General features: G+C 55.3%; 16 protein-coding genes. 10 read left to right on the top strand and 6 right to left on the bottom strand.

Features of this window, described 5'->3' with window-relative positions; genetic code table 11:
• Positions 1–5: 5 nt before the first annotated feature.
• Both APU02_RS22035 and APU02_RS22030 read left to right on the top strand, forming a co-directional pair.
• Entirely contained in the window at positions 6–617 is a 612-nt protein-coding gene (locus APU02_RS22035) for a lysophospholipid acyltransferase family protein (RefSeq protein WP_060571244.1), read from the top strand.
• Positions 618–725: 108 nt separating this feature from the next.
• The gene (locus APU02_RS22030) at positions 726–1,139 is read left to right on the top strand and encodes a GFA family protein (protein ID WP_082636892.1); all 414 of its coding nucleotides are present in this window, start codon (positions 726–728) and stop codon (positions 1,137–1,139) included.
• A 30-nt stretch (positions 1,140–1,169) separates the two neighbouring features.
• Here the strand turns inward: APU02_RS22030 and azoR are convergent, their stop codons facing one another.
• Positions 1,170–1,775, bottom strand: coding sequence for an FMN-dependent NADH-azoreductase (gene azoR, locus APU02_RS22025; protein ID WP_042283223.1), 606 nt, complete (start codon positions 1,773–1,775; stop codon positions 1,170–1,172).
• 201 nt (positions 1,776–1,976) lie between these two features.
• On the opposite strand from azoR, the gene hrpA reads away from it, so the two are divergent.
• Complete coding sequence (hrpA, locus tag APU02_RS22020) at positions 1,977–5,879, top strand: ATP-dependent RNA helicase HrpA (protein WP_042283221.1); 3,903 nt, start codon at positions 1,977–1,979, stop codon at positions 5,877–5,879.
• Between the two features lie 64 nt (positions 5,880–5,943).
• Here the strand turns inward: hrpA and APU02_RS22015 are convergent, their stop codons facing one another.
• Positions 5,944–7,263 (bottom strand): MFS transporter, encoded by a 1,320-nt coding sequence (locus APU02_RS22015; RefSeq protein ID WP_042283219.1) that lies wholly within the window; start codon positions 7,261–7,263, stop codon positions 5,944–5,946.
• Positions 7,264–7,653: 390 nt separating this feature from the next.
• Here APU02_RS22015 and APU02_RS22010 point away from each other — a divergent pair, with 390 nt between their 5' ends.
• Together APU02_RS22010 and aldA are read left to right on the top strand one after the other, a co-directional pair.
• Positions 7,654–8,448 (top strand): YdcF family protein, encoded by a 795-nt coding sequence (locus APU02_RS22010; RefSeq protein WP_060571243.1) that lies wholly within the window; start codon positions 7,654–7,656, stop codon positions 8,446–8,448.
• A gap of 197 nt (positions 8,449–8,645) precedes the next feature.
• The gene (gene aldA, locus APU02_RS22005; protein ID WP_060571242.1) at positions 8,646–10,085 is read left to right on the top strand and encodes an aldehyde dehydrogenase; all 1,440 of its coding nucleotides are present in this window, start codon (positions 8,646–8,648) and stop codon (positions 10,083–10,085) included.
• Between the two features lie 72 nt (positions 10,086–10,157).
• On the opposite strand, the gene gap is transcribed toward aldA, so the two are convergent.
• Positions 10,158–11,159 carry a type I glyceraldehyde-3-phosphate dehydrogenase gene (gap, locus tag APU02_RS22000; protein ID WP_042283212.1) on the bottom strand — a complete coding sequence of 334 codons (1,002 nt, stop codon included), beginning with the start codon at positions 11,157–11,159 and terminating at the stop codon, positions 10,158–10,160.
• Positions 11,160–11,348: 189 nt separating this feature from the next.
• Here gap and cybB point away from each other — a divergent pair, with 189 nt between their 5' ends.
• From cybB to APU02_RS21980, 4 genes are all read left to right on the top strand, one after another.
• Positions 11,349–11,879, top strand: coding sequence for a cytochrome b561 (gene cybB / locus APU02_RS21995; RefSeq protein WP_060571241.1), 531 nt, complete (start codon positions 11,349–11,351; stop codon positions 11,877–11,879).
• Between the two features lie 194 nt (positions 11,880–12,073).
• On the top strand, positions 12,074–12,349 hold the full coding sequence (locus APU02_RS21990) for a metal/formaldehyde-sensitive transcriptional repressor (protein WP_003833178.1): 276 nt from the start codon (positions 12,074–12,076) through the stop codon (positions 12,347–12,349).
• 33 nt (positions 12,350–12,382) lie between these two features.
• Positions 12,383–13,501, top strand: a complete 1,119-nt coding sequence (locus APU02_RS21985) for an S-(hydroxymethyl)glutathione dehydrogenase/class III alcohol dehydrogenase (RefSeq protein ID WP_060571240.1) — start codon at positions 12,383–12,385, stop codon at positions 13,499–13,501.
• Positions 13,502–13,667: 166 nt separating this feature from the next.
• Complete coding sequence (locus APU02_RS21980; protein ID WP_060571239.1) at positions 13,668–15,356, top strand: methyl-accepting chemotaxis protein; 1,689 nt, start codon at positions 13,668–13,670, stop codon at positions 15,354–15,356.
• Between the two features lie 63 nt (positions 15,357–15,419).
• Here APU02_RS21980 and APU02_RS21975 read toward each other — a convergent pair whose 3' ends face one another.
• Positions 15,420–16,343, bottom strand: coding sequence for a LysR substrate-binding domain-containing protein (locus APU02_RS21975; RefSeq protein WP_060571238.1), 924 nt, complete (start codon positions 16,341–16,343; stop codon positions 15,420–15,422).
• 125 nt (positions 16,344–16,468) lie between these two features.
• On the opposite strand from APU02_RS21975, the gene APU02_RS21970 reads away from it, so the two are divergent.
• Positions 16,469–17,362, top strand: a complete 894-nt coding sequence (locus APU02_RS21970; protein WP_060571237.1) for a manganese-dependent inorganic pyrophosphatase — start codon at positions 16,469–16,471, stop codon at positions 17,360–17,362.
• Positions 17,363–17,404: 42 nt separating this feature from the next.
• On the opposite strand, the gene pcaG is transcribed toward APU02_RS21970, so the two are convergent.
• Complete coding sequence (gene pcaG, locus APU02_RS21965; RefSeq protein WP_060571236.1) at positions 17,405–18,025, bottom strand: protocatechuate 3,4-dioxygenase subunit alpha; 621 nt, start codon at positions 18,023–18,025, stop codon at positions 17,405–17,407.
• On the bottom strand, positions 18,022–18,762 hold the full coding sequence (gene pcaH, locus APU02_RS21960) for a protocatechuate 3,4-dioxygenase subunit beta (protein WP_060571235.1): 741 nt from the start codon (positions 18,760–18,762) through the stop codon (positions 18,022–18,024). The genes pcaG and pcaH overlap by 4 nt, the downstream gene beginning before the upstream one ends.
• Between the last annotated feature and the right edge of the window lie 232 nt (positions 18,763–18,994).

Genomic DNA, 18,994 nt, shown 5'->3' with positions numbered 1-18,994 from the left:
CTACCATGACGCGACTACTTCGTACTCTGTTTACTCTTTGTGTTGTCTGGCCGGTCATTTGGCTATGGCTGGGGTTGCGTGTCCGGCATCGGGAACGTCTGCCGACACACGGTCCGGCGATTATTGTGGCGAATCACAACAGCCATATGGACGTGTTTGCGCTGCTTTCGCTGTTTTCATTACGTCGTCAGGGTCAGGTGCATCCGGTTGCCGCGGCGGATTATTTTCTGCGTAATAAGTGGATGGCCTGGTTTGCGCTGAATATTCTCAACATTATCCCGGTGATGCGTAAAGGGGGCGACGCTAACCCGTTGGCCCGTTGCGAACAGGCGCTACGAGAAGGCAAGACGCTGATTCTGTTTCCGGAAGGTACCCGCGGCGAGCCTGGAAAGCTGGCCCCGCTGAAGTCCGGGTTATGGCATCTGAGCCAGCGTTTTCCGGAGGTGCCGATTATTCCTGTCTGGCTGACCGGAACCGAACGGGTAATGGCGAAGGGCAACCGGATACCGCTGCCGCTGTTTATCGATGTGTCCATTGGCGGGGCGATGTATGCGGATCCCGACAAGCGCGCGTTCATGGATAATCTCCGGGCGCAGCTGTTGGCGCTTTCGCAATAAAGCAAATTGGCTGATAGCGCACCGTTTTGCGCTATCAGGCACGTTGTCTTGAGCGTTTGTTTCTATACTGTCCACTGCAACGGCGTTATCGACTCATTGCGGGACAACATGATGACAAAAAAATATTCTGCTCAGTGCCACTGCGGCGCGGTCACCTTTACCGTTCAGCTTAGCGACGGGTTTCACACCGTGCGCCGCTGTAACTGTTCGTTTTGCCGGATGCGCGGCGCCGTGGTGGTTTCTGCGCCGCTCGACGGTATCGACGTCCTCACCGGGCGCGATAAGCTCACGGAGTACCGGTTTAATACTGGCGAAGCGAAGCATTATTTTTGTTCAGTCTGCGGGATCTACACCTTTCACCAGCGCCGTTCCAGTCCGGATCAGTATGGTGTGAACGTGGCCTGTATTGAAGACGTCTCGCCTTTTGACTTTTCACCGGTTGAGGTAACCGACGGGGTGAATCATCCCAGTGATGGCGCGAGTCGTGGTGTGGTGGGGTATCTGAGTTATCAGCCAAAATGAACACCTCCCGCCGCAGCGGGAGGTGAGCGCTTACGCGGCTACCACGCTGTCGATAGCGGCTTTCGCGTCGGACTGCGCTTTTGATGCCACTTCCGGTCCGTAGGCGATTCCTTCGGCGAACACAAAGTTCACGTCGGTGATCCCAATGAATCCAAGGAACACTTTCAGGTATGGCGCGATCAGATCGGTCGGGGTATCTTTGTGAATACCGCCGCGGCTGGAGAGGATCACGGCGCGTTTACCGGTGACCAGACCTTCCGGCCCTTTCTCGGTATAGCGGAACGTGACGCCAGCGCGTGCGATCAGATCGAAGTAGTTTTTCAGCTGTGTCGGGATGTTAAAGTTGTACATCGGGGCGGCAATGACAATTACGTCGTGGGCTTTCAGTTCAGCAATCAGCTCATCAGACAGCGCCAGTGCTTCCTGTTGACGCGGCGTCAGCGGCGCATCGCTCGGGCGCAGGGCGCCGACCAGTTCGCCATCCAGAACCGGAACAGGGTTTGCCGCCAGGTCGCGTACGGTTACGGCATCAGCGGGATGTTTTTCACGCCATTGTTCAACAAAATAATCAGACAACTGACCAGACTGAGAGTACCCTGCCAGAATACTGGATTTAAGAACTAATACCTTGCTCATGGGTGTTTCCTTATAGGTGTTTGAATGGGCTGTGCCCCGTTGCGTGTTGACACTTTATTCACAATCCTGCCACAGAGATAGCGCAATATATCGAAGCCTATGTTCGAATTTATTGAACGACACACAACATGCGCTGATGTGGTACTCTATACCTATCAATTTAAAGAGATTTAACCAGGCAGAGCACTGCCATCTAACCTTATGACAGAACAACAAAAATTAACCTTCCACCTCCTGCAACAGCAGTTAGATGCGTTGATGCTGCGCGATCGCCAGCGTTTTGCTCGCCGCCTCCACGGCGTGAAGAAGGTTAAAAATCCTGATGCACAACAGGCCATTTACCAGGAAATGGCGAAAGAGATCGAACAGGCAGCCGGTAAAGTCGTGCTACGCGAAGCGTCACGTCCGGCGATCGTGTATCCAGAAAACCTGCCGGTTAGCCAGAAAAAACAGGCCATTCTTGAAGCGGTTCGCGATCACCAGGTGGTGATTGTGGCCGGGGAAACCGGGTCGGGAAAAACCACCCAGCTACCGAAAATTTGCATGGAGTTGGGGCGCGGGGTTAAAGGGCTGATTGGCCATACGCAACCGCGCCGTCTGGCTGCGCGTACTGTGGCGAACCGTATTGCTGAAGAATTGCAAACGGAGCCGGGCGGCTGCATCGGTTATAAGGTGCGTTTCAACGACCACGTCAGCGATAACACGATGGTTAAGCTGATGACCGACGGTATTCTGCTGGCGGAAATCCAGCAGGATCGTCTGCTGATGCAGTACGACACCATCATTATCGATGAAGCGCACGAGCGCAGCCTGAACATCGATTTTCTTCTGGGGTATCTGAAAGAGCTGCTGCCCCGTCGCCCGGACCTGAAAGTTATCATTACTTCCGCGACTATCGATCCGGAGCGATTCTCAAAACATTTCAACAATGCGCCGATTATAGAGGTGTCAGGACGGACCTATCCGGTGGAAGTGCGCTATCGCCCGATTGTAGAAGAGGCGGACGATACCGAACGCGACCAGCTACAGGCTATTTTCGATGCGGTAGAGGAACTGGGACGTGAAAGCCCCGGCGATATTCTGATCTTTATGAGCGGTGAACGCGAAATCCGCGACACCGCCGACGCGCTTAACAAGCTCAATTTACGCCATACGGAAGTGCTGCCGCTGTATGCCCGGCTCTCCAATAGCGAACAGAACCGGGTGTTCCAGTCCCACAGCGGACGGCGCATTGTACTGGCGACCAACGTGGCGGAAACCTCGCTCACCGTGCCGGGTATTAAGTACGTCATTGACCCCGGCACCGCGCGCATTAGTCGTTACAGCTACCGTACAAAGGTACAACGTCTGCCTATCGAGCCGGTTTCTCAGGCTTCCGCTAACCAGCGTAAGGGGCGTTGCGGTCGCGTCTCGGAAGGGATCTGTATTCGTCTTTATTCCGAGGACGATTTCCTGTCGCGCCCGGAGTTTACCGATCCGGAGATTCTGCGTACCAACCTGGCGTCGGTTATTCTGCAAATGACCGCGCTGGGACTGGGCGATATCGCCGCGTTCCCGTTTGTCGAAGCGCCGGACAAGCGCAATATCCAGGACGGCGTGCGCCTGCTGGAAGAACTGGGCGCGATTACGACTGACGAACAGGCGAACGCCTATAAGCTAACGCCGCTGGGTCGCCAGCTCAGCCAGCTGCCGGTGGATCCGCGCCTGGCGCGCATGGTGCTGGAAGCGCAAAAACACGGCTGCGTGCGCGAGGCGATGATCATCACCTCCGCACTCTCCATTCAGGACCCGCGCGAAAGGCCAATGGACAAGCAGCAGGCGTCGGATGAAAAACACCGCCGCTTCCATGACAAAGAGTCCGATTTTCTGGCATTCGTAAACCTGTGGAATTATCTCGGCGAGCAGCAGAAGGCGCTGTCATCGAACCAGTTCCGCCGCCAGTGCCGCGTGGATTTCCTCAATTACCTGCGGGTGCGCGAGTGGCAGGATATTTACACCCAACTGCGTCAGGTGGTGAAAGAGCTGGGCATTCCGGTCAATAGCGAACCGGCGGAATACCGTGAAATTCATATTGCGCTGCTTACCGGGCTGCTGTCGCATATCGGGATGAAGGATGCCGACAAGCAGGAATATACCGGCGCACGCAACGCGCGTTTCTCCATCTTCCCCGGCTCTGGCTTATTCAAGAAACCGCCAAAATGGACGATGGTGGCAGAACTGGTGGAAACCAGCCGTCTGTGGGGCCGTATTGCGGCGCGAATCGATCCGGACTGGGTGGAGCCCGTTGCCCAGCACCTGATTAAACGTTCTTACAGTGAACCGCACTGGGAGCGGGCGCAGGGCGCAGTGATGGCGACTGAAAAGGTCACCCTGTACGGTTTACCGATTGTCGCCGCCCGCAAGGTGAACTACAGCCAGATCGATCCGGCGTTATGTCGCGAGCTGTTTATCCGCCACGCGCTGGTCGAAGGCGACTGGCAAACGCGGCACGCATTCTTCCGCGATAACCTGAAGCTGCGTGCTGAGGTCGAAGAGCTGGAGCATAAGTCACGCCGTCGCGATATTCTGGTGGATGACGAGACGCTGTTTGAGTTTTACGACCAGCGCATCAGCCACGATGTAATTTCCGCGCGTCATTTCGACAGTTGGTGGAAAAAGGTCAGCAGGGAAACGCCAGACCTGCTCAATTTTGAAAAGAGCATGCTGATCAAAGAGGGGGCGGAAAAGATCAGCAAGCTGGACTATCCCAACTTCTGGCATCAGGGCAATCTGAAGCTGCGCCTGAGCTACCAGTTTGAACCGGGCGCGGATGCCGACGGCGTGACGGTACACATCCCTCTGCCGCTGCTGAACCAGGTGGACGAGAGCGGTTTTGAATGGCAGATCCCCGGCCTGCGCCGTGAGCTGGTGATTGCGCTGATCAAGTCGCTGCCGAAGCCAGTACGGCGCAACTTTGTCCCTGCGCCAAATTATGCTGAGGCGTTTTTAGGCCGTGTAACCCCGCTCGAACTGCCGCTACTGGAGGCCCTTGAGCGTGAGCTGCGCCGCATGACCGGCGTGACGGTTGACCGCGAAGACTGGCACTGGGAACAGGTGCCCGATCATCTGAAAGTCACGTTCCGCGTTGTCGACGAGAAGAACAAAAAACTGCAGGAAGGACGTTCGTTAACGGCGCTGAAAGAGGCGCTGAAGGGCAAGGTTCAGGAAACCTTGTCTGCCGTGGCGGACGACGGTATCGAACAGAGCGGCCTGCATATCTGGAGTTTTGGCCAGCTTCCGGAAAGCTACGAGCAGAAACGCGGCAATTATAAGGTCAAAGCCTGGCCAGCGTTGGTGGACGAGCGCGACAGTGTGGCGATCAAACTGTTCGATAACCCGCTGGAACAGCGGCAGGCAATGTGGTCCGGCCTGCGGCGTTTGCTGCTGCTGAACATACCGTCGCCCATTAAGTACCTGCACGAGAAGCTGCCGAACAAAGCTAAGCTGGGTCTGTACTTCAACCCGTATGGGAAGGTGCTGGAACTGATAGACGACTGTATCTCCTGTGGCGTAGACAAATTGATCGACGCCAACGGCGGCCCGGTCTGGACAGAGGAAGGTTTTACCGCGTTACACGAAAAGGTGCGTGCCGAACTGAACGACACCGTGGTGGAGATAGCAAAGCAGGTTGAGCAGATCCTGACTGCCGTGTTTGCCATCAACAAGCGGTTGAAAGGGCGCGTGGACATGACGATGGCGCTGGGGCTGTCGGATATTAAAGCGCAAATGAGCGGGCTGGTGTATCGCGGCTTTGTCACCGGAAACGGCTTCAAACGTCTCGGCGACACGCTGCGCTATTTACAGGCGATCGAAAAACGGCTTGAGAAGCTGGCGGTCGATCCGCACCGCGACCGCGCCCAAATGCTGAAAGTAGAGAGCGTGCAGCAGGCGTGGCAGCAGTGGCTCAATAAATTGCCCCCTGCGCGACGTGAAGATGAAGATGTGAAGGCGATCCGCTGGATGATAGAGGAGCTGCGCGTCAGTTACTTCGCGCAGCAGCTCGGTACGCCTTATCCGATTTCAGATAAGCGTATTTTACAGGCGATGGAGCAGATAAACGGGTAATTGTTTGCACTGTGACGTGAACGTAGCGCCTCACCCGGCGAATACCGGGTGAGGCTTATGACTATTACAGTTCGTTCGGCTGAGCGTGAATAGCAGAAGACCGTTTTACCCGACTTGCAAAGAAGATGGCGGTGAGGGAGATAGCGACAGTGACGAGCAAATACCACGCCACCGGCACCCAGTCGCCGTTATATTTCGCCAGCAGGCCCGTCGCGATAAGCGGGGCAGTGCCGCCAGCCAGTGCCGCGCCAATCTGGTAACCCAGGGTGATCCCGGTATAACGAACGTTAGCGCTGAAAATTTCAGAGCAGAGCGTGCCGAGAACCGCGGTGACCGGGGCCCAGAGAATGCCGAACATCACCACCGTCGCCAGTACGATTCCCCAGGTCGTGCCGGTATTGAGCAGTAGAAACCACGGCACGATAAACAGACCGAGCAGGCAGACGCTGACGGCATACATCCGTTTACGGCCCACTTTATCCGACAACAGGCCCATCAGCGGGATCATTACCGTAGCCACCAGCGCGCCAAGGGTAACGGCTTCCAGCGCTTGCGACTTTTGGTAGGTGAGCGTTGTCGTCGCGTAACTGACCACAAAGGTCGAAAAAATATAAAATGGCGCGGTTTCTACCACTTTGAGTCCTGCGGCGATCAGCACTTCACGCCAGTGATGGGTGAGCGTCTCGCGAAGCGGCGCTTTGGCGACCTGTCCGGATTGCTTCACTTTCTGAAAATCCGGCGTTTCGTCAATATCGCGGCGGATCCATAGCCCCAGCAGCACCAGTACGGAACTGAGCAGGAACGGGATGCGCCAGCCCCAGGAGAGGAAATCCTCTTCGCTGAACAGCGTCATTAACGACACGATAAACGTCGCCATCAGCATGCCGATGGTGACCCCCGCCTGGGGAATACTGCCAAAAAAGCCTTTACGTTTTTCCGGCGCGTATTCATAGGCCAGCAGCAGCGCGCCGCCCCATTCGCCACCTATCCCCATGCCCTGAATGATACGCATCAGAATCAACAAAATGGGCGCCCAGATACCAATCATCTCGTAGGTTGGCAACAGGCCAATCATCACCGTCGCGCCGCCCATCAGCGACAGCGTTAAGACCAGCGTTTTCTTACGGCCAATCCGGTCGCCGATATGGGCAAAAACAACACCACCGATCGGGCGAATGAAAAAGGTCAGAGAGAAAGACAGATACGAGAGGATCAGACCGATAACCGGGTCAACCATCGGAAAGAAAATCTTGTTAAACACCAGCGCGGCGGCGGTGCCATACAGGAAGTAATCGAACCACTCAATCGCACTGCCGGTCAGGCTGGCGATGAGGACTTTTTTGTTTTTCTTCAGAATGGCAGTGCTACTTTCATGCGTTGTCATTGACGTTAAACCTCAGCCAGAGAGTAGAAAAAGGTGACACCTGGCGGTGCGGAAGGTGCAACCTGAAACAGTCGGTTGGTTGTGAAATTGTTAATCAAACTAGGCAGATTGGTTACATTTGACAAGAGGGAGGCGAAAGACATGCGCCAAAAATAAGGCAATTTACCAGGCGAATTTTCTGTGAGAGCAGAAGATATGACAGGGATGATTTATTAAACGGCTTAAAAACAGGATAATCGACAGGTGCAACCGATACGTTTTTAGACGTTTCTGGTTATTTCATGAATGTGACAAAAAAAGCGGCGAAATTTAACGCTTAACCTTTCAGAGAGATCTGCTGTTTATCCTGTCGGGCTGCGGTAGGCTGCTGAGAAAGAGGAGGAGCCCACTATGCGAACGTTCCTGAACATTTCCGACGCCTCCCTTGAGGCGATTAATACTGTAGGGCAGTGGCTGGCGCAGGATGACTTTCACGGCGGTGCGGCTTATCCGGCCGACTGCGTCGTGCTTGCCGGTAATGCCGTGATCCCCACCATTGATGCCGCCTGCCGCATCGCGAAAGAGCAATCTGTTCCGCTGTTGATTACCGGCGGGATCGGGCACTCAACGACCTTTCTGTATGCCGCCATTGCGCAGCATCCCCGTTACAATACGATTCGTACCACCGGACGCACCGAAGCGGCTATCCTTGCAGATATCGCACGCCAGTTCTGGCAGATCCCGGCGGATAAAATCTGGCTGGAAGAACGTTCCACTAACTGCGGTGAAAATGCACGTTTTAGCGTCAGCCTGCTTACCGGGGTCACCGATCCCATCAATACGGCGATTGTGGTTCAGGACCCCACCATGCAGCGGCGCACTATTGCGACGTTTCGCCGGGTAACCCGTGACAACCCGGATGCGCCGCGTTGGTTAAGTCATCCTGGCTTCACACCGCTGCTTTACCGGCATGACGACGGTCTTGCTTTTTCCAACATTGATGATCGCGTATGGACCATTGAGCGTTATTTAGCGCTGGTGGCGGGCGAAATACCACGCCTGCGTAACGACGAATCGGGCTACGGACCTTGCGGTCGCGACTTTATTGTTCACGTTGATTTTCCGGCGGACGTGGAAGCCGCATGGCAAACGCTGCACGACGATGAAGCACTCTATGCGGCCCTCAGCGATCGCGCTTTGCGTTGAACCCTGCCCGTTTAGCCTTGTTTTCTCCCAAACGGGCATTTTTCCTGCCCTTGCCAGCGGCGTTCTTTGCCCCTGAGCGGCCTCTTTTATGAGGCCGCTCACATTATCAAAACACCAGTTGGAATACTGACGGCATGATTGATGTTTATTAACAACAATTTCACTTGTTAAAAACATTTCAATCACAGGAGTAGCGCATGTCAGTACCCGTACAACATCCTATGTATATCGACGGACAGTTTGTGACCTGGCACGGAGAAGCCTGGATTGATGTCATCAACCCGGCGACGGAAGAGGTGATTTCCCGTATCCCGGACGGGCGGGCGGAAGATGCGCGTAAAGCGATTGAGGCGGCAGAACGGGCGCAGATCGGTTGGGAAGCGCTGCCGGCCATTGAACGCGCAAGATGGTTACGCAAAATATCCGCTGGCATCCGCGAGCGAGCTAATGAGATCAGCGCGCTGATTGTTGCCGAGGGCGGCAAGATCCAACAGCTGGCGGAGGTGGAAGTGTCATTTACCGCCGATTATCTTGACTATATGGCCGAGTGGGCGCGCCGCTACGAGGGCGAGATTCTGCAAAGCGATCGCCCCGGCGAGAATATATTGCTGTTTAAGCGCGCGCTGGGCGTGACCACCGGTATCCTGCCGTGGAATTTCCCGTTCTTCCTGATCGCCCGAAAACTGGCGCCCGCGTTGCTCACGGGCAATACCATCGTGATCAAGCCGAGCGAGTTTACGCCGAATAATGCCATCGCTTTTGCGAAGATCGTCGATGATATTGGTTTGCCGCGCGGCGTCTTTAACCTTGTGCTCGGTCGTGGTGAAACAGTCGGACAGGAGCTGGCGGGGAATCCTAAGGTGGCGATGGTCAGCATGACCGGCAGCGTGACGGCGGGAGAAAAAATTATGGCCACCGCCGCGAAGAACATCACCAAAGTATGCCTTGAACTGGGGGGCAAAGCGCCAGCTATCGTTATGGACGATGCGGATCTGGCGCTGGCGGTGAAGGCGATTGTTGATTCTCGCGTCATTAATAGCGGGCAGGTCTGTAACTGTGCCGAGCGGGTGTATGTCCAGAAAGGCATTTACGATCGGTTTGTCACGCGTCTGGCTGACGCGATGAAAGCGGTTCAGTTTGGCAATCCCGCCGAGCGTAACGACATTGCGATGGGACCGTTGATTAATGCGGCTGCGCTGGAACGTGTGGCGCAAAAAGTGACGCGTGCGGTTGAAGAAGGCGCGAAAGTGGTGCTTGGGGGTAACGCGGTGGAAGGGAAAGGCTACTTCTATCCACCGACGCTGTTGGTGGATGTGCGCCAGGAGATGGCGATCATGCATGAAGAGACTTTTGGTCCGGTGCTGCCCGTCGTCGTCTTTGATACGCTGGATGACGCGCTGGCCATGGCGAACGACAGCGACTATGGCCTGACTTCGTCGATTTATACGCAGAATCTCAATGTGGCGATGAAAGCTATCAAGGGACTCAGGTTCGGCGAAACCTACATCAACCGTGAGAACTTTGAAGCCATGCAGGGTTTCCACGCGGGCTGGCGCAAATCAGGTATCGGTGGCGCGGACGGTAAGCACGGACTGAACGAGTATCTGCAAACGCAGGTGGTTTATCTCCAGTCGTAGCGTAAAGGCCGGGGTATTCACAGCGCGGGCGAGCAGAAGAAAAAAGGGCGGAGGAGCCTCTCCGCCTTGTTGTTAAAGCGTAACGTATTTTTCCAGCGTACGAACGAGTTGGGTGACGAATCCGTACTCGTTATCATACCAGGCCACGGTTTTCACCAGTTGCAGATCGCCCACCTCGGTAATCTCTGTTTGAGTGGCGTCAAACACAGAGCCAAAGTGCGAGCCGATAACATCCGATGAGACGATTTCGTCGTCGGTGTAACCAAAAGATTCGTTGTTATCGGTGGCCTGTTTCAGTGCGTTGTTCACCTCTTCGGCGGTGACTTTTTTATTCAGAATGGAGACCAGTTCCGTAACGGAGCCCGTCTTCACCGGGACACGCTGAGCATGGCCCTTCAGCTTGCCACTCAGCGCCGGGATCACCAGACCAATGGCTTTCGCCGCGCCGGTGGTATGGGGGATAATGTTTTCCGCTGCCGCGCGGGAGGCGCGCAGATCTTTTCCTCGGGGACCATCGACCAGTGACTGGGTGCCGGTATAGGCGTGAATGGTGGTCATGGTGCCCACCTGAATGCCAAAGCTGTCGTGGAGCGCTTTAGCCATTGGCGCCAGACAGTTAGTTGTGCAGGATGCGACCGAGACAATCACATCGCTTGCCTGCAGCGTGTCATCATTAACGTTATAGACGATGGTTTTCATGTCGCCAGCGGGGGCGGAAATCAGCACTTTTTTAGCCCCGGCATCAATGTGCGCCTGAGATTTCTCCTTCGAGGTGTAAAATCCGGTGCATTCAATGATAATTTCCGCGCCTTTGGCCTTCCATGGGATATTTTTCGCGTCTTTCTCCGCATACACGGCAATCTCTTTGCCATCGACAATCAGCGCATCCTCGGTGAAGTCAACGCTCCACGGGAAAGGACCATAGTTGGAATCATGCTTCAGCAAATAAGCGAGGATTTTCGGCGAGGTGAGATCGTTAATGGCGACGACATCGACGTCGCTTTTGACCTCCAGTAAACGACGCAGTACCAGACGACCAATACGACCAAAACCGTTAATGCCAATTTTACTCATGGTTTACTCCTGTCAGGATGTAGCAGTGCGGTCTCTTTTTCCTTTCCAGGCTTAGTTCACTCTGGCGGGATGAGCAATCGCACTTCTTGCCGTTAAGCCTAACTGACTGAAAAACGATGAAGAAAAGTTAATGAATTTTTAACAAAAGCTCGCTATGTTGACGCTTTACGAATTTACTCAGGACGTATTATGGGCAATAAGTATTCAGGCCTGCAGATTGGAATTCACTGGCTGGTATTCTTACTGGTGATTGTGGCGTACTGCGCGATGGAGTTTCGTGGGCTTTTCCCTCGCAGCTACCGTCCGGTTATCAATATGGTGCATGTTTCATGTGGGATGAGCATACTGGCGCTGATGGTCGCGCGGCTCGTCGTTCGACTGAAATTCCCCGCGCCGCCGATTGAGCCAAAGCCTAAGCCGATGATGACCGGCCTGGCGCATCTTGGGCATCTGATCATTTACCTGTTGTTTATCGCGTTGCCGGTGATAGGCCTGATGATGATGTATAACCGCGGAAATCCGTGGTTCGCGTTTGGGATGGTGATGCCGCATGCGGCTCAGGCCAATGCAGATGCCGTGGCTATGCTGAAATCCTGGCATATTGTGCTGGCGAACCTGGGCTACCTGGTCATTGCGTTACACGCCGCCGCCGCGCTGATGCATCACTATATGTGGAAGGACAATACGTTGCTGCGCATGATGCCCCGTAAGCGGGGATAAAAACGGACGCTGATCGTCGAACGCGCGGGGTCTGGCGTGCGCTATGTAAGATGCTGGCTTTGATATTGTCTGCTGTACCTTTCGGCCCCGGTGGAGAAAAAGATCAACCGGGGCTTATGTCTTTCAGGGATCTCTTTATTTCAATGATGACCTGTTCCTGTTACTATACCCCCCTATAGTATGCAGGAGGGCCTATGCCGCATTCACCTGAAGATAAAAAACGGATCCTGACCCGCGTCAGGCGCATACGAGGGCAGGTTGATGCGCTCGAACGCGCGCTGGAGTCTGGCGAACCTTGTCTGGCTATTTTGCAACAGATTGCCGCTGTCCGCGGTGCGTCTAATGGTCTGATGGGCGAAATGGTTGAAATCCATCTCAAAGATGAACTGGTGAGTGGAGAAACCACGCCGGACCAGCGTGCTGTGCGAATGGCGGAAATCGGTCACCTTCTTCGCGCTTATCTAAAATAAACACATCACCTCGCAATAATAGGGAAGAGAGATATGAAATCACGTGCAGCAGTTGCTTTTGGCCCTGGTCAACCGCTTAAAATTGTTGAAATTGACGTTGCGCCGCCCAAAAAAGGCGAAGTACTGGTGAAGATTACCCATACCGGGGTTTGCCATACCGATGCGTTTACCCTGTCCGGCGACGATCCGGAAGGCGTGTTCCCGGCCGTGCTCGGCCATGAAGGCGGCGGTGTGGTTGTCGAGGTGGGGGAAGGCGTCACCAGCCTGAAACCCGGCGATCACGTTATTCCGCTTTACACCGCAGAATGTGGCGAATGTAAATTCTGCAAATCCGGAAAAACCAACCTGTGCCAGGCTGTACGCGCCACGCAGGGTAAAGGTCTGATGCCGGATGGTACTACCCGTTTCTCTTATAAAGGCGAACCCATTTATCACTATATGGGCACCAGCACCTTCAGTGAATACACCGTGTGCGCCGAGATTTCGCTGGCGAAGGTGAATCCCCAGGCACCGCTGGACAAAGTCTGCCTGTTGGGCTGTGGCGTGACCACCGGTATCGGTGCCGTACACAACACGGCGAAGGTAAAAGAAGGCGATACCGTTGCGGTCTTTGGGCTTGGCGGAATTGGTCTGGCTGTCATTCAGGGGGCGGTTCAGGCGAAAGCCGGGCGCATTATTGCCGTTGACACGAATCCGGAGAAATTCACCCTGGCGGGCGAGCTGGGTGCGACCGACTTTATTAACCCGAAGGACTACGATAAGCCGATCCAGGACGTGATTGTTGACCTGACCGACGGGGGGGTGGATTTCAGCTTTGAATGTATCGGTAATGTCGACGTCATGCGCGCCGCGCTGGAATGCTGCCACAAAGGCTGGGGCGAGAGCATCATCATTGGCGTAGCCGGTGCGGGTCAGGAGATCAAAACGCGTCCGTTCCAGCTGGTGACTGGCCGTGTCTGGCGCGGTTCCGCGTTTGGCGGTGTAAAAGGGCGTACGCAGCTGCCGGGGATGGTAGAAGAGGCGATGGCGGGTAAGATCCAACTGGATCCGTTTATTACGCACCGTCTGCCGCTGGAACAAATCAACGAGGCCTTTGACCTGATGCATAAAGGCAAATCGATTCGTACCGTTATCCATTTCGGCGATAAGTAATCCCTTTGCCAGCGGAGCCTCCGCTGGCATTTTTCCTTTCTTTAGCAAAAATGTTGTCAAAGTGTGACGAAGTCAGCGCTTTTTGCGATAAGTAAACCTTCCTGAATGCCGATGACTATCTAACGGGCGTGTATCACGCATAAATCCAATAAGAGAGTCGACGGTCATGGACAACACATCATCGATGCAAGCACCGCATAAGCTGGGCTTCCTGCATCAAATCAGGCTGGTTCCGCTGTTTTCCTCCATTCTCGGTGGCATCCTTTTACTTTTCGCGCTGAGCTCCGGCCTGGCCGGCTATTTTCTGATGCAGGCTGACCGCGATCAGCGCGACGTCACGGATGAAATTCAGGTGCGAATGGGGTTATCAAACAGTTCTAACCATCTGCGTACCGCGCGGATCAACATGATCCACGCCGGTGCGGCAAGCCGTATTGCCGAAATGGACGACATGAAAGCGAATATCGCGGCGGCGGAAAAGCGGATTAAACAGTCTGAAGATGGATTTAATACCTATATGGCGCGGGCGGTGAAAACCCCTGCTGATGAAGCGCTGGATGGCGATCTGAACAGCAGTTTTCAGGCATACCTGGCCGGTCTGCAGCCTATGCTGAAATACGCCAAAAACGGCATGTTCGAAGCTATCATTAATCACGAAAGCGAACAGGCGCGGCAGCTTGACGCCAACTACAACAAAATCCTTCTGAAGGCCATTGAGATACGCACGGCGCGCGCTACACACTTAAGCGAGCAGGCGCATCAACGCACCCGTTTAGGGGTAATGTTTATGATTGGCGCCTTTGCGCTGGCGTTACTGCTGACGCTGATGACCTTTATCGTCCTGCGTCGCACCGTGATTCGTCCGTTACAACATGCCGCCCAGCGCATTGAGCAAATCGCGGCGGGCGATCTCACCATGCAGGATGAGCCGACAGGTCGCAGCGAGATTGGCCGTCTGAGCCGCCATTTGCAGCAGATGCAGCGTTCGCTGGTAAACACCGTCGGCGCGGTGCGTCAGGGGGCAGAGGAAATCTATCGCGGCACGAGCGAGATCTCCGCAGGCAATACCGACTTGTCGTCGCGTACCGAGGAGCAGGCGGCGGCAATCGAACAGACCGCCGCCAGCATGGAACAACTGACCGCGACGGTAAAACAAAACGCCGACAATGCGCACCACGCCAGTAAACTGGCGGAAGACGCGTCTGGTAAAGCCAGCCGTGGCGGCCAGATGGTGTCCGGCGTCGTGCAGACAATGGGCAATATTTCCACCAGTTCGAAGAAGATTTCCGAAATTACCGCCGTGATTAACAGCATTGCGTTCCAGACGAATATCCTGGCGCTCAACGCGGCGGTTGAAGCCGCCCGCGCTGGTGAGCAGGGACGCGGGTTCGCCGTTGTCGCCAGCGAAGTGCGTACACTCGCCAGCCGTAGCGCCCAGGCGGCAAAAGAGATAGAAGGCTTGATCAGCGAATCGGTGCGTCTTATCGATCAGGGGTCTGGCGAAGTGGTGGCGGCGGGGAACACCATGACCGATATTGTCGACGCGGTGAAACGGGTGACCGATATCATGCTGGAGATTGCGGCGGCGTCGGATGAACAAAGTCGCGGCATCGTCCAGGTAAGCCAGGCGATTTCCGAGATGGATAAAGTCACTCAGCAGAATGCGTCACTGGTGGAAGAAGCTTCTGCCGCCGCCGCGTCACTGGAAGAGCAGGCCGCACGACTGACGGAAGCCGTAGGCGCGTTTCGTTTACAGAGCGGAAGCGGCGTCACGCGGACGACAACGGCCCGCCGCGCGCCGGAACCTGTTCCGACGCCGGTCACGGCTGGCACAGACAACTGGGAAACCTTCTGACGGTTATCAACCGCCTGGCCGGATAGGGCGCATTCACGCCGCCATCCGGCCAGGCGGTTGCGTTCATAGCGGCATGGATTTACGAATCGCGCCTATCAGCGTTTGCGCGCCGGAAGAAAGCGGTGAGTCCACGCGGGTAAGAATACCAATGGGCTCGCCCGCGCCCTGGGTCGGCACCGGCAGAGAGACCAGTGTCGCCTGGCGCAGATCTTCTTTCACCGCCCCGGATGGCACAAACCACACGTAGTCGTAGTCGACGGTAAGCTGGCGCGACAGCGAGGCCGAAAGCGTTTCGATACAGCCGGTGGGCAGCTTGCAGCCCTGGCTTTGCAATAACGCCTCGGCGTTTTGCCGTGGCACGGTGCCTTTCGGCGACACCACCACGGGCCACTCCATGACCCGACTGAGAGTGACATTTTCCTGCAATAGCGGATGGCCGGGGCGGACAACCAGCTTTAATGACTCGAGAAACAGCAGTTCGTAGTTCAGGCCGCTCATCAGTTCCGGATCGGACATCCGGCCAATGCCGATGTCAATCTCGCCGGATTTCAGTCCCGCCAGCAGCATAGTGTTATTCATGGTGGCCACCTGCAGGGTGGTCTCTTTTTGCTGTTGATGAAACGGGCCAATCACCGCAGGCAGGATACCCAGCGCAGCGGTGGGCAGCGCGCCGATTCTCACTACATCATTGTTTAGACCTTCTTTACGGTTTAGCGCCTGTCCGGCCGTATTGAGCGCATCAAGCACTTTTACCGCATGGGTCAGAAACTGCTCCCCCGGAAGGGTCAGTTGGGCGCCAAGTCGTCCGCGTTCAAACAGGCGGGTTCCGGTCAACTGCTCCAGCTCGTTCAGCGTTTTTGACAGCGCGGGCTGGCTGAGGTTAAGGGTTTCGGCTGCACGCCCCAGTGTTCCTTGTTGAGCGACAGCGACAAATGTATGAAGATGGCGCAATCGGATGCGCTGACTGAACAAACTATTTTTTTCCATAAGCGATGTTAAAAACAGAGCCGTGCCGGTGACAAGTAAAGTTGTTTGTTTTTGATAACTTGATTGCAAAATATAATTAACATTTAACTCATTTAAGTGACAGCGATTTCTCTGCGGAGGGGAAAATGATTCATGTCATAGGCCACCTTAATCCAGACAGCGATGCGATATGCTCGGCGTATATGACCGCGTGCTGGCTTCAGATGCGCGGCTTACCGGCCACGGCCTGGCGTCTCGGCGAACCGAATCGCGAAACCCGCTTTATCTTCGAACAGGCGGGGCTGGACATGCCGCCGTTGTTGACCCTGCCGCTCACCGGGCTTGACGTCTGGCTGGTGGACTTTACGGAGCCATCACAAGGGCCGGAAACCCTTCAGTCCAGCAATGTTGTTGGCATTATTGACCATCACCGACTGGGCGGGCTAATGACCCGCCTGCCGCCGGAGGTGTGGATTAAACCGGTTGGTAGCAGCGCCACATTGCTATGGCAGTTAATGACGCCGCAGCACAGGGCGCAGGTCACCTCCGCGCAAGCGCAATTACTGCTGGGCGCCCTGTTAAGTGACACTGTCACGCTAAAATCGCCCACGACCACTGACGACGATCGTCAGGCGGTAGCCGAACTGACGGAACAGGCAGGCGTGACGTTAAGCGCCTTTAGTGAGGGATTATTAAGCGCGAAAACCAGCGTGGAAGGCTTAACCGCCAGCGCGCTTCTGCAAAAGGATATCAAGCGCTTCACTCTTCATGGGTTGCAGGTCAGCGTCGCGCAGATCGAGCTTTACTCTCTGGATCAGGTATCCGGCGTGCTGGAAGCCCTGCGAGGCGAGATGGCGGAATACGCTACCCGCAGCGGCGCGGATCTGGTGGCGCTGATGCTGACCGATATTAACGCCGGGCATTCGCAGCTGTGGTTTGCCGGTTCACATCAGCCGCCGCTGTCGCAGCCCGTGACGGTCGAGGGTATGCTGAGTCGCAAGAAACAGATGTTGCCCTGGCTGGAGAAGCATCTGGCCTGATGCAAAACGTCAGCGGGCTGAAGCGTCAGCCCGCTGCTACCATTAAACGTCAAAAAAGACCGTTTCTTTTTCGCCCTGCAGATGAATATCAAAGGTATAGACCGTCTCGTCGCCGCGCTGAACACGCCGGGCAATGAGCGTCTGGCGGCGAACTTCCCATTCGATCAGGTTTAGCACCGGGTCGCGCTGGTTCGCCTCAGGTTCATCGGCAAAATACATCCGGGTGTGCAGGCCAATATTGATGCCCCGGGCGACAATCCACAGGTTAACGTGCGGCGCCATGACCCTGCCGTCACGCCCGACGACGCATCCCGGTTTGATGGTTTCAAAGCGCCAGACGCCGCTGTCGAAGTCGGAACAGGCGCGTCCCCAACCGCGGAAATCCGGGTCAAGTTTCTTATCCTCCTGATGGTCGGCTGGATGGTTATACCGTCCGTGGGCATTGGCCTGCCAGATTTCCAGCAGCACATCGCGCACCGGTGTGCCGGAACCGTCGATCACCCGGCCTTCAAGGGTAATACGCTCACCTTCGGTATGGCTGTTGGTCAGCGTGGCGCTGACGTTTTTCTCAAAGATATGAAAGCCTGCCGCGTCCGGCGCTAATCCAATATGCACATACGGTCCCGCCGTTTGTGAGGCGGTTTCCGGTAAATAATCTTTCATCGTGCGACCCCCTGAGTCCGGTTTTCAAACAGTGTGGCGCGCTGGCCTCGCAGCACCAGATCGAAACGGTACGCCAGACAGTCCAGCGGAACGGCGGTGTGGGTGTCCAGTTCGGCAATCAGGGTGCGAACAGCGTCGTCGTTGTTGAGGGTTCTGACAATGGGACACTGCCTGATAAGCGGGTCGCCTTCAAAATACATCTGGGTGATCAGACGCTGGGCGAAGGCATCGCCGGACAGTGAAAAATGAATATGCGAAGGACGCCAGTCGCTGGCCTGATTACGCCACGGATAGGGACCTGGTTTGATGGTGCGGAAAAAATAGTATCCGTTTTCATCGGTTAACACGCGTCCGCAGCCGCCAAAGTTGGGGTCGATAGGCGCGAGATACTGATCTTTCTTGTGGCGGTAGCGGCCACCCGCATTCGCCTGCCAGACTTCAACCAGCGTATTTTTCATCGGACGACCGAAGCCGTCACGAACATAGCCGTGGACAATAATACGTTCGCCAATCGGTAAACCGTCTTTGGCGTAATTCATGATCAGGTCGTTGTCCAGCGGACCCAGATCGCTATCGCTGAATACCGGACCGGTGATTTCCGATAATGAGTTTTGCAAAGAGATCAGCGCATTGCGCGGCGAACGCAGCACGCTGGTTTTGTAGCCAGGGGCAAAGGCCGGCGGATGGCTGTAGTAGTCGCGATGAATGACCTCGCGGGCGAAACGGTTATCTTGCATAGCGGGCTCCTGTACGGGTAAGAGAATTATTGTTTTCAGGTCGCCTGCCAGAGTTTCTGTAAATACAATGTTAATTAAAAGTGAATTTATGTCGATTATTACATAGCCGTGAGTTATAGAAGGGGGGGCGCAACGCGACGGGACGAGTTTCGGCGGGATCACACTTTGTAAATTCTTCCCCACGGAATGAACGGCCTTTTCTACACTCCAGGTAACATTCACTGGAGACATG

It is taken from the genome of Citrobacter sp. 50677481 (assembly GCF_001463265.1).
GTDB lineage: Bacteria > Pseudomonadota > Gammaproteobacteria > Enterobacterales > Enterobacteriaceae > Citrobacter_A > Citrobacter_A sedlakii.
This window is presented reverse-complemented; position numbering and strand designations above follow the sequence as displayed.